At 46.0% G+C, this 12,516-nt stretch carries 11 protein-coding genes and 1 rRNA gene; 10 read left to right on the plus strand and 2 right to left on the minus strand.

The window, feature by feature from the left end:
- A 16S ribosomal RNA gene (locus C233_RS0114925) occupies window positions 1-261 on the minus strand; the annotation flags it as partial.
- 770 nt (window positions 262-1,031) lie between these two features.
- On the opposite strand from C233_RS0114925, the gene C233_RS0114930 reads away from it, so the two are divergent.
- Entirely contained in the window at window positions 1,032-2,000 is a 969-nt protein-coding gene (locus C233_RS0114930; RefSeq protein WP_018668365.1) for a DUF5106 domain-containing protein, read from the plus strand.
- A gap of 60 nt (window positions 2,001-2,060) precedes the next feature.
- On the opposite strand, the gene C233_RS0114935 is transcribed toward C233_RS0114930, so the two are convergent.
- The gene (locus C233_RS0114935; RefSeq protein WP_018668366.1) at window positions 2,061-2,645 is read right to left on the minus strand and encodes an HdeD family acid-resistance protein; all 585 of its coding nucleotides are present in this window, start codon (window positions 2,643-2,645) and stop codon (window positions 2,061-2,063) included.
- 659 nt (window positions 2,646-3,304) lie between these two features.
- On the opposite strand from C233_RS0114935, the gene trpB reads away from it, so the two are divergent.
- The 9 genes from trpB to C233_RS0114985 all read left to right on the plus strand — a co-directional run bounded on the left by trpB (window position 3,305) and on the right by C233_RS0114985 (window position 12,515).
- Entirely contained in the window at window positions 3,305-4,483 is a 1,179-nt protein-coding gene (gene trpB, locus C233_RS0114940) for a tryptophan synthase subunit beta (RefSeq protein WP_018668368.1), read from the plus strand.
- A gap of 240 nt (window positions 4,484-4,723) precedes the next feature.
- The gene (locus C233_RS0114945) at window positions 4,724-6,124 is read left to right on the plus strand and encodes an anthranilate synthase component I family protein (protein WP_018668369.1); all 1,401 of its coding nucleotides are present in this window, start codon (window positions 4,724-4,726) and stop codon (window positions 6,122-6,124) included.
- A gap of 32 nt (window positions 6,125-6,156) precedes the next feature.
- Complete coding sequence (locus tag C233_RS0114950) at window positions 6,157-6,822, plus strand: anthranilate synthase component II (protein WP_018668370.1); 666 nt, start codon at window positions 6,157-6,159, stop codon at window positions 6,820-6,822.
- 85 nt (window positions 6,823-6,907) lie between these two features.
- Window positions 6,908-7,909, plus strand: a complete 1,002-nt coding sequence (trpD, locus tag C233_RS0114955; RefSeq protein ID WP_018668371.1) for an anthranilate phosphoribosyltransferase — start codon at window positions 6,908-6,910, stop codon at window positions 7,907-7,909.
- A gap of 374 nt (window positions 7,910-8,283) precedes the next feature.
- Window positions 8,284-9,153, plus strand: a complete 870-nt coding sequence (trpC, locus tag C233_RS0114960) for an indole-3-glycerol phosphate synthase TrpC (protein ID WP_018668372.1) — start codon at window positions 8,284-8,286, stop codon at window positions 9,151-9,153.
- A gap of 12 nt (window positions 9,154-9,165) precedes the next feature.
- The gene (locus tag C233_RS0114965) at window positions 9,166-9,798 is read left to right on the plus strand and encodes a phosphoribosylanthranilate isomerase (RefSeq protein WP_018668373.1); all 633 of its coding nucleotides are present in this window, start codon (window positions 9,166-9,168) and stop codon (window positions 9,796-9,798) included.
- Window positions 9,799-9,870: 72 nt separating this feature from the next.
- The gene (gene trpA / locus C233_RS0114970; protein ID WP_018668374.1) at window positions 9,871-10,644 is read left to right on the plus strand and encodes a tryptophan synthase subunit alpha; all 774 of its coding nucleotides are present in this window, start codon (window positions 9,871-9,873) and stop codon (window positions 10,642-10,644) included.
- A gap of 92 nt (window positions 10,645-10,736) precedes the next feature.
- On the plus strand, window positions 10,737-11,777 hold the full coding sequence (locus tag C233_RS0114975) for an asparaginase (RefSeq protein WP_018668375.1): 1,041 nt from the start codon (window positions 10,737-10,739) through the stop codon (window positions 11,775-11,777).
- Between the two features lie 378 nt (window positions 11,778-12,155).
- On the plus strand, window positions 12,156-12,515 hold the full coding sequence (locus tag C233_RS0114985; protein WP_018668377.1) for a response regulator: 360 nt from the start codon (window positions 12,156-12,158) through the stop codon (window positions 12,513-12,515).
- Window position 12,516 lies beyond the last annotated feature (1 nt).

Genomic DNA, 12,516 nt, shown 5'->3' on the forward strand with positions numbered 1-12,516 from the left:
CGCCAACTGCCTAATGGAACGCATCCCCATCGATAACCGAAGTTCTTTAATAGTTCTCTCATGCGGGAAAACTATGCCATCCGGTATTAATCTTTCTTTCGAAAGGCTATCCCGGAGTTATCGGCAGGTTGGATACGTGTTACTCACCCGTGCGCCGGTCGCCGGCAAAGGAAGCAAGCTTCCTTCCCGATGCCCCTCGACTTGCATGTGTTAAGCCTGTAGCTAGCGTTCATCCTGAGCCAGGATCAAACTCTTCATTGTAATAGTATTTTAATCACTCCATAAAAGAAGTGGTTGTTGCTCTGTTCAGGACGCTCGAATTTAAAAGAGTCTCAATTACCTATTATATAGGTATTGACGGTTCTTTCTTTTTTACCCAAGACAGTCTTAAATGAATAAGAGATGTCTTGCTCTTGTACTACTTGTATTGTTTATGTAATTTCTTCAAAGAACGCTTCTTCTGTAAATTGCTCTCTTAACAAAAGCGGATGCAAAGGTAAGAACTTTATTCTATATATTCCAAATAAATCCTAAACTTTTTTTTCAATCCCCGTTTTCTCGTCTCTTACAAAACGTCTTAATCCAAAAGGAAATAAAAAAAACTTTTTTCTTTGCGAGTTAGACTGTAAAGATAGGAATAAAAATTAATAAAATCCTAATATTTTCAAGAATTTTATTTTAAATCACTATCCTCTTCACAACCTCATAATGCACTTTTGTTTCAGAATGTCAATCTATCGCTGCTCTCGTTCCCGAAAGCGGATGCAAAAGTAGAGCATTTAGTAATATGAACCAAATATATCTATCATTTTTTCTTAGTATTCTTAAAACTTTTTTGTAATCCGCTGATTAACAAACGTGTTATAAAACATATATTTTTGAAAGAGCTATGTATATTAACCACATATATACATTAATATATTAATATGTGCATAGCAAGGTATTCACCCCCGTCCATTTTCATCGCAAAACAGCATATATTTGGCGCTTCAGAAAAAAAAGACTATTTTTACTTTTAAAATAAAAACTGTATGAAACATAAAAAGACCCTAGAACTGTTATCTGCCTATACACTACTTTCTCTGCTGCTGAATTTGAGTACTGCATGCAGCAATGGGCAGGTAAGCAGCAAACACGTCCAAACAACTACAACAGATACTATCACCACTTTCGTATTACCCGAAATACCCGCCATGCTAAACAGCCCAGAGTTGCGTGCAGACTATTTGGCAAAACATTATTGGGACAATGTGAATTTTGCCGATACCAACTATATACATCATCCTGAAGTAACGGAGCAAGCATGGGTAAATTTCATCGAAATATTGAGATTGACATCCTCTTCTACCAGCGATACAGCCCTAAAAAAGCTATTCGCCCAAGCAGAAAAAGAAAAAAAATGCTATATGTATCTAACATCTCTGGCAGACAAATATCTATACGACCCTAACTCGCCGATGCGCAATGAAGAATTGTATATTTCTGTACTGGATGCCATATTGAAATCGCCCGCTATGAGCGACACGGATAAGATTCGTCCGCAAGCCCGGCGGAAACTGGCACAAAAAAACCGTATAGGAACTAAAGCACTGGACTTTATTTACATGCTTGCCAACGGTAAACAGAGCAGCTTATATAATGTAAAAGCCCCTTACACATTGCTATTCATCAACAATCCCGGCTGTAATGCCTGCAGCGAAACTATTGAAGCATTAAAAAGCAGCCCTTCCATTTGCCGAGCTACCGCACAGAAATCGTTGAAAATCCTTTCTATCTATCCAGACGCAGATTTGGTGGAATGGAAACGCCACCTCTCCGACTTTCCTAAGGAGTGGATTAACGGCTATGATAAAAAACAGACGATTGAACAACAAAACCTCTACGACTTAAAAGCTATCCCCACCCTGTACCTGCTGGACAAGGACAAAACCGTATTATTGAAAGATGCCACAAGCGCAGAAATCGAAGAATATCTAAAAAAGAATATAAAGAAGCAATAAGGCAAATTCTTTTTTCTATACCACTCCTCTCAATCCCCTTTGCCACCCGCTACCCACGAATTATTCTATAATTTCCGCATCTTCGATACTATCATCAGCGCCGGAGGGCCTATTATCGGCAACCGGTGTCTTAGGACGAAGACGGGTAAACTTAAACCAGTTTATCAACTCAGAAACTGCATACACCAAACTGGTAACACCGATAATGATGAATGCCGTAGAGCGTACCCCCGTAGGATTAAACAGTGCAATCAGCCCGGCAATCAAAATCAGCACCGGAACAACATAAAAGCCACCGGGAACGAGCATCCATTTACGGGCAGCCACAAGCGAGGCAATCTGTTGCACACCACCCATTACAAGAATAAAGCCCAGCACAAACGTCAGCAAATCCGCAAAAAATCCGGGCATGATAACCAGCCACAGTCCGAACAGCAGACTTCCTATCCCTTCGATAGGAAAACGGCGACGCACTTCGGAACCCTGGGCATAATAACCAATAATACTAATGAGTGAAGGTACAAGAAAAATAACACCGATTGTTATCACAAAATAATCACTGGCCTGGTCGGGAAACATAACCAATACCAAGCCTATTACCAGCGCACATATAATGCGTAAAAATGAATAACTTAATCCTTTCATGACTTTTTGTTTTTTTGCGAAGATACATCATTTATCCGAACAACCCCGTATGATAGTCCCGAAAAATCAATTCATATTGAGCCAGGCATTCAAGTCTTCGGCTATAAAAAGCCAATACAACAGTAAAACAATAGCAATAATTACCCCCACCGCGATTAAATGTCTCCGCTTCATAGTTCGTTCCTTTCTTTGTTACAAATAAATATGGTTGTCACATTTATAAAGAACAATATTCCAAGAAAAATGTTCTTATATAAAAAAAGTAAGATTTATTTTGGCAATTAAAACAATATGCTTATATTTGTCTCGGTAAAAACAAAAAAAGACAATGAAAACAATATTCGTAAATACATATTGGTGGTGGCGCCCGTTACAACTCCGACAGTCGTAAGGGAGCAGTGCTCGTGTGTATATACAATCATGGATAGATAAACAAAGAGCCCTGTCGCACCAAGCGACGGGGCTCTTTCGTTTAAATATCTCACACAGATTACATGGACTATACGAATTATCGTAAACCGATAACAGGATAATACTCCATACAATCCGTACCATTTGAAGATACAGGGCACAACAAAATTTTAAAAAAAAGAATTCATAGCCACACACAACCCGTGACGAGTGAAAACCTGTAAATAATTAAAATCGTAAATACAAATATGAGTTTCTTAGTTGACAAAGAAGGCTATTACGGAGAATTCGGCGGAGCATATATACCCGAGATACTCCACAAATGCGTAGAAGAATTACAGAAAAACTATCTCGACGTTCTACAAAGTGAAGATTTCAAACAGGAATACGACCGGCTGTTGCGCGACTACGTAGGCCGTCCCTCTCCACTTTACCTGGCAAACCGCCTGTCGGAAAAATACGGCTGCAAGATTTACCTGAAACGGGAAGACCTAAATCACACCGGTGCACACAAAATTAACAACACTATCGGCCAGATTCTGCTGGCGCGGCGCATGGGCAAGCAACGCATCATTGCCGAGACAGGCGCCGGACAACACGGTGTTGCCACTGCTACCGTCTGTGCCCTGATGAACATGGAATGTATCGTGTACATGGGTAAGACCGACGTAGAACGCCAACACATCAATGTAGAGAAAATGAAAATGCTGGGTGCGACCGTAATCCCCGTAACCAGTGGCAACATGACACTGAAAGACGCCACCAACGAAGCCATACGCGACTGGTGTTGTCATCCGTCGGACACCTACTACATCATCGGCTCTACCGTAGGCCCGCATCCTTATCCCGATATGGTAGCACGCCTGCAATCGGTTATCAGCGAAGAGATAAAGAAACAGCTCATGGAGAAAGAAGGACGCAATTTCCCCGACTACCTTATAGCCTGCGTAGGCGGCGGCAGCAATGCGGCCGGAACCATTTACCATTACATCGATGACAACCGCGTACAAATAGTTCTTGCCGAAGCCGGTGGCAAAGGAGTAGAAACCGGAATGACGGCCGCCACCATTGCTTTGGGGCAACTGGGCATCATTCACGGTGCACGCACCTATGTTATCCAAAACGAAGACGGGCAGATTGAAGAACCCTACTCTATCTCCGCCGGATTGGACTATCCGGGCATCGGCCCCATGCACGCCAACCTCGCCGCACGGAAACGTGCTGTCGTACTCTCCGTAAACGATAATGAAGCCATTCGTGCCGCCTATGAACTGACACAGTTCGAAGGTATCATCCCCGCATTGGAAAGCGCCCATGCACTCGGTGCACTGGAGAAGTTGAATTTCAAGCCCGATGATATAGTGGTCTTGACTGTTTCAGGACGAGGAGATAAAGATATAGAAACTTATTTGAACTATGCGTTATGAGTGATAATTTATGATTTATAATTTACGAGCGATGATTTCAGATTTTAGAGTGATGAGTGATGACTTCAAAGCTACAAGCCCAGAATTATAAGTTCAGAATTACGATTTCAGATTTATAAACTGGAAAACAATACAATTTAAACTCGAAACTCATAACCACCCGGCATAACCGGAATACAATACCAGCGATTATCAATCTAACCCATTCTTAAAGACACTATTTATAAAAACAATAAAGTAATGGAACAATATAATTATCAGACAGTAAGCCGTACAGTACTCGGCGACCTGCATACCCCCGTAAGCACCTATCTGAAAGTGCGTGATATCTTCCCTCAAAGCGCACTCATGGAAAGCTCCGACTATCACGGCAGCGAAAACAACCGCTCCTTCATCGGGCTTTGTCCAGTGGCGAGCGTCAGCATAGACCATGGAACCGCAGTATTCCGCTTGCCCGACGGAACACGCAAGGAACACCCCGTAACCGGGGAATACCGTGTGGAGAACGCTTTGCGCGACTTCCTCAACCGCTTCCATGTGGAAGGCGAATACAGCAACTACTGCGGACTATACGGCTATACATCCTTCAACGCCGTACACTACTTTGAAAACATTGCAGTGAAAGACAGCCGCGAAACTACCAATGACGCTCCGGATATGCTATACATACTCTACAAATACCTCATTGTATTCAACGACTTTAAGAATGAGATGCTGCTGTTAGAAATGCTCGCACCCGGTGAGAAAAGCGAGTTGGACAAAGTGCAGAAAGCCATTCACAACCGCAATTACACCGCCTACGACTTCCATGCCGTTGGCGAAACGACCTCCCCGCTGACCGACGAACAACACAAAGCCAATATCCGCCGGGGAATAGCCCATTGCCTACGGGGCGACGTCTTTCAGATAGTCCTCTCCCGCCGTTTCGAGCAACGTTTCGTAGGCGACGACTTCAAACTCTACCGCGCTTTGCGCAGCATCAATCCCTCCCCCTACCTGTTTTATTTCGATTTCGGTGGTTTCCGCATCTTCGGCTCCTCCCCCGAAACACACTGCCGCATCGAAGGACGCCATGCCTACATCGACCCTATTGCCGGTACAACCAAGCGCACCGGCAATCCGGAGCAAGACGCCGTAAACGCCCGGTACCTGCACGACGACCCCAAAGAAAATGCAGAACACGTGATGCTGGTCGACCTTGCCCGCAACGACCTGAGCCGTAATTGCCACGGCGTAAAAGTAGATTTCTACAAAGAAATGCAATATTACAGCCACGTCATCCACCTCGTAAGCCGTGTCAGCGGTACGCTGAACGACGGGACAGACCCTATCAAAGCATTTATCGACACCTTCCCTGCCGGAACACTGAGCGGCGCTCCGAAAGTACGCGCCATGCAACTCATCAGCGAGCTGGAACCACACAACCGCGGCGCATACGGCGGCTGTATCGGCTTCATCGGACTGAACGGCAGCCTGAACCAAGCCATAACTATCCGTACCTTCGTCAGCCGCAACGGTATACTATGGTTCCAGGCAGGCGGAGGCATCGTAGCCAAAAGCAATGACGAATACGAACTTCAGGAAGTAAACAACAAACTGGGAGCACTGAAAAAAGCCATTATAATGGCAGAGAAAATGTAGAAATCCCCAAATACCAATAATAAATAGAACAAATGATAGCAATCATAGACAATTACGATTCCTTCACCTACAACCTCGCACACCTGGTGAAAGAGCTCGGTGCAGAAACCGATGTACTGCGCAACGACCGGTTCGAAATGAAAGACCTGGAACAATACGATAAAATCATCCTCTCCCCAGGCCCCGGCATCCCCGAAGAAGCAGGGCTGCTGCTGGATGTAATACGTACCTACTCCGGCAAAAAGCCCATACTGGGCGTATGCCTGGGCGAACAAGCTATCGGACAAGTGTTCGGAGGGCGGTTAGTCAATCTCAGCAACGTATTTCACGGCGTACAGACAACCATAAGAATTAAAAGCGAAAAAACGGGAAAACAAGAAGAAGACAACAAGCACGAAGCTGTTATGCAAAACAAAATAGAAAACATCATCCAGCCCGACTACATCTTCCGCGGGCTGCCCGAAGAAATTCCCGTAGGCCGTTACCACTCCTGGGTGGTAGACACAGAAGCATTTCCCGAAACGCTTGCGATTACCGCTGTCAGCCCCGAAGGGCAGATTATGGCATTGAAACACCGGCAGTACGACGTCCACGGCATTCAGTTTCATCCGGAATCCGTGCTGACCCCGAACGGCAAACTGATAATACAAAACTGGCTGCAAGGCGATAAGCACGATACCTTTTGCAAAGCCCGGTGACACACCTTACGGAGAGTAAACACACATCCTCCGGAAACATATTCAACTATCAATATGTATAACGACTAATAATATACAGAAACAGATGAAAACGATATTGACCCGCCTCTTCAATCACGAAGAGCTCACTACGGAGGAAACCAGGCAAATCCTCCTCAACATCACCCGGGAAAAGTATCCCGAAGCACAGATAGCCGCATTACTCACAGCCTTCCAGATGCGCGGCATCACGGTAAACGAATTGATAGGATTTCGCGAAGCACTTATGGAGACAAGACTCCCGATAGATTTCTCACCCTATCGTCCCATTGACATCGTAGGTACGGGAGGCGACGGAAAGAACACATTCAACATCTCTACCTGCGCCTGTTTCATTGTAGCCGGAGCAGGATACAAAGTAGCCAAACACGGTAATTACGGCGCCACCTCCGTGAGCGGAGCAAGCAACGTGATAGAGCAGCACGGCGTACGTTTCACCAATAACCCCGACATCCTGAAACGCAGCATAGAAGAGTGCAACATTGCCTACCTGCACGCCCAACTGTTCAATCCGGCAATGAAATTCGTAGGACCCGTACGTAAAGCATTGGGAGTACGTACCCTGTTCAATCTGCTGGGACCGCTGGTAAACCCCTGCAAACCCTCCTACCAACTGCTGGGCGTGGCAGACCTCTCGCAAATGCGTCTCTACACGAACGTTTTCTACAAACTCGGTATTGACTTTGCCGTTGTGAACAGCCTGGACAGCTACGACGAAATTTCATTGACCGACGAATTTAAAGTGATGACACGCAATTACGAACGCATCTACCGTCCCCAAGCCCTCGGCTTCAGTGCAGTACGTCCCGAGGAACTCTCCGGCGGCGCCTGCAAAGAAGATGCAGCACGCATCTTCGACAACATCCTGAACAACCGTGCAGCAGCGGCACAGACGCAATGCGTCATCGTCAACGCCGCTTTCGCCATTCAAGTAATGGAACCGGAAAAGGAAATAGAAGAATGTATCGCTATAGCCCGCGAATCGTTGGAAAGCGGACGGGCACTGAATACATTGAAGAAATTTATAGAAATAAATAAAGACTTATGACCTATGAAATTTATAAGGCTTCGGATTTATAGTTTATGATTTTAGATTTATCAATTTAGAGTTCAAACGTACGGTTTACGATTATTTGTTTATAATTTCGGATTAACCTTAAAAGATAGCTTTAAATACTTTGCCACCACCTAACCTATATATGACAGATGTCGGCAGCAAAGTAAACATAAGCCCCTATAAACCTGAAATTCGAAACCATAAACAAAAAGTCCGAAACCTAAAACAGCATAAGTTTGAAATCCAAAATCTCATAAATCCAAAATCAGAAACCGAAAACCATAAAACTGAAACCCCATAAATCTGAAATCAGAAATCTCACAAGTCCGAAATCATAAACAAAAAATCAGAAATCCCACAAATCTATGGACATACTATCAGAAATAACAGACCACAAACGAATAGAAATAGAACTGCAGAAGCAGGCAATCTCCACGGAACAGCTACGCGAACGGGTACAAGAATTAATGGCAAACACCCAAGCACCCAAACGCAGTATGAAACAGGCGCTTGCCTCCTCACCTACGGGAATCATTGCCGAATTCAAACGCCGCTCCCCCTCGAAAGGCTGGATATACGAAACAGCCAAAGCCGAGGAGATACCCGCTGCATACCAAGCAGCCGGAGCATCCGCACTGTCTATCCTTACGGACGAAAAATACTTCGGCGGTTCGCTGCAAGACATCCGTACAGCACGTCCGCTGGTCGATATCCCTATCCTGCGTAAAGACTTCATCATCGACGAATACCAATTGCTGCAAGCCCGTATCGTGGGGGCGGATGCCGTATTGCTGATTGCCGCCTGCCTGCCACAAGAAACATGCGCCGCCCTTACCGCCCAGGCACACGCCTTGGGACTGGAAGTACTGCTCGAAATCCACACCCCCTCCGAGCTTGCCTATATAACCGAAGATGTAGATATGGTAGGCGTAAACAACCGCAACCTCGGTACATTCGTCACCGATGTAGACAACTCTTTCCGTATAGCCGGACAACTACGGCAAGCGATAGCCGATACCAAAAACACTTCCAGCACCCACGACCTGCCGTTACTCGTCTCGGAAAGCGGCATCTCGCATACTGCAACAATCCACCGGTTACACAATGCCGGTTTCCACGGTTTCCTTATCGGAGAAACCTTTATGAAAACCGGACAGCCGGGCAAAACGCTGAAAGAATTCATAAAAGGCATTGAACAAGCCCCCAAACAAGACATTGTAACCCTCAAACAATAAACCGTACATCCCATGACTCCACTTATCATCAAAGTATGCGGTATGACCGAAGCGGAAAATATCCGCAGCGTAGAACAACTGGGCATAGACATGATAGGCTTCATCTTCTATCCCAAATCCCCCCGTTACCTGTACGAAATGCCGGAATACCTGCCAACCCGTGCAAAACGTGTCGGCGTATTCGTCAACGAAAGCAAGGAAAACATCATGATATACGCCGACCGCTTCGCGCTGGACTATATCCAGCTTCACGGCAACGAGTCTCCCGAGTACTGCCGTTCCTTACGCAACAACGGCATGCGCCTTATCAAAGCCTTTTCCATTTCGCAGCCCAAAGACCTAACAAGCATCTCTGCTTATAAAGGTTTATGCGACTATTACCTGTTCGACACCAAGACATCGCAGTACGGAGGCTCCGGCAACCAGTTTGATTGGAACCTGCTATACCGTTATAGCGGAACGACACCTTTCCTGCTCAGCGGCGGAATCAACCCATACAGTATCAAAGCTATCAAAGAATTTCATCATTCCAAGTTAGCAGGTATCGACATCAACAGCCGCTTCGAAACAGTACCGGGCAAAAAAGACACGGAACGTATCAAGAAATTCCTACAAGAAATAAGAAACGGCGAAACCGCCTATTAAATACCATAACCGATAGTATAACCAATAATACAACCGATAATATAACAACAACCAGATAATAATAAACTTACTATGAACCGTATCGACCAACTTTTCCATGACAGCCCCCATAACCTGCTGTCCATCTACTTTTGTGCCGGCTGTCCCACCCTCGACGGTACAGCCGATGTAATCCGCACCCTCGAAAAAAACGGCGTGGATATGATAGAAATCGGCATCCCCTTCAGCGACCCAATGGCAGACGGCGTCGTTATCCAAGACGCAGCCACCCGTGCCCTACGCAACGGCATGTCCCTCCGCATCCTTTTCGAGCAACTGCGCAACATTCGCCGCAACGTCCGCATTCCGCTAATCCTAATGGGCTACCTCAATCCGATTATGCGCTACGGTTTCGAACCCTTCTGCCGGCAATGCGCAGAATGCGGCATCGACGGAGTAATCATCCCCGACCTGCCCTTCAAGGACTACGAAGAAAACTATAAAGCCATTGCCCGGAAGTACGACATCCGCGTCATTATGCTCATTACCCCCGAAACCAGCGAAGAACGTATCCGCGAAATAGACGCCCACACCGACGGCTTCATCTATATGGTATCATCGGCAGCCACCACCGGGGCACAGAAGGACTTCGACGCCCGGAAACAAGCCTATTTCAAGAAAATCCAGGACATGAACCTGCGCAATCCCCGCATGGTAGGTTTCGGCATCAGCAACAAACAGACCTTCGACGCAGCCTGCTCGCACTCATCCGGCGCTATCATAGGGAGCCGCTTCGTAACTTTGCTCAACGAATACGAAGGAGATGCACAACAAGCCATTACACACCTGAAAGCAGATTTGAAATAAGAAAAACCGAGTATGAAGTATAGGGGGATACTTCATACTTTACATTTCTTTTTGTATCTTTGTGCCCGAAAAAGAAGCAAAACGAACTATTTATGAAAGCAGACTGCCCCTCCGTCCTCCTAATTTACACAGGCGGAACTATCGGAATGATAGAAAACCCTGAAACCGGTGCTCTGGAAAATTTCAATTTCGACCAACTGCTCAGACACGTCCCCGAATTGAAACGCTTCAACTACCACATCTCCTCCTATCAATTCGACCCGCCTATCGATTCTTCCGACATGGAACCTGCCCTTTGGGCAAAGATTGTCAAGATAATAAACTGCAACTACAACAACTTCGACGGCTTCGTCATCCTGCACGGAACCGACACAATGGCCTATACAGCATCGGCGCTCAGCTTCATGCTCGAAAACCTTGCCAAACCCGTTATCCTCACCGGTTCGCAGCTCCCTATCGGTACACTGCGTACGGACGGAAAGGAAAACCTGATAACCTCCATTGAAATAGCTGCCGCCAAGCATCCGAACGGTACGGCTATCGTACCCGAAGTATGCATCTTTTTCGAAAACGAACTGATGCGCGGCAACCGGACAACCAAAATCAATGCCGAAAACTTCAACGCATTCCGCTCATTCAACTACCCGGCACTGGCAAAAGCAGGTATCCACATCCGATACAACGAACACATAATCCGCCGTCCGGACCCCACGCGACCTATGAAGCCGCACTATCTTTTCGACACCAACGTCGTAGTACTGACCCTATTCCCCGGCATCCAGGAAAGCATCATCAACTCCGTGCTCCATGTACCGGGGCTGAAAGCAGTAGTCCTCAAAACCTTCGGTTCCGGCAACGCACCCCAGAAAGAATGGTTCATCCGGCAACTGAAAGACGCCACAGAACGCGGCATCATCATCGTTAACATCACCCAATGCCAGAGCGGAGGTGTCGAAATGGGACGCTACGAAACCGGGCTGCATCTCCTTCAAGCCGGTGTTATCAGCGGCTACGACAGCACCCCCGAATGCGCCGTAACCAAACTAATGTTCCTCCTCGGCCACGGACTCAGCCAAGCCGAAATCCGTCACCGGATGAACTCCGACTTAACGGGAGAAATTACAAAAGAGTGATTTCTCCCGCACCTCTTCTCCTATTCTTTATTTTCCCGTTCCTCTCCTTCCCATTCCCACCCTCCTCATTCCCATTCTTCCCATTCCTCCTTTCCCGTTCCTATTCTTCCCATTTTCCCTTCCCCGTACTTTTTTCTCATTCCTCTCTCCTTCTGTTTCCGTTCCCCAATCATCCCCCCATAAAGCAAGCCGGCAATTCAGTCCCAAGCCTTCCTAATCTGACTACATTATACAACAAAGTGACTTTTATCTTTAATTTTTTCATTCTTTTCACCCATATTAGTTAAAGTAGGTTAACATATTTTTATTGCTATTAGCAGCAGACCGGCATTAAATAAAATAATTCCTACTTTTGTTACCCACATAGAAAACAGAGCAATGAAAAAAATCTTATTAGTCGATGATAAAGCCACCATAGGCAGAGTGTGTAATATCTATTTAGGAAAGGAATACGACCTGGAATATTTCGAGAACCCGCTGAAAGCACTTGAATGGCTCAACGAAGGAAAAATCCCCGACCTCATCATCTCCGATATCCACATGCCGCACATGCGCGGTAACGAATTCCTTTACTACCTGAAAGATAACGAGCTGCTAAAGCACATCCCGGTAGTGATGTTATCCAGTGAAGAAAGCACCACAGAGCGCATCCAGTTGCTCGAAGCCGGGGCGGTAGACTACATCCTCAAACCCTTCAATCCCCTGGAATTGAAGGCACGCATCAAGAAATACATTTAGA

Source organism: Bacteroides gallinarum DSM 18171 = JCM 13658 (assembly GCF_000374365.1).
Classification (GTDB): domain Bacteria; phylum Bacteroidota; class Bacteroidia; order Bacteroidales; family Bacteroidaceae; genus Bacteroides; species Bacteroides gallinarum.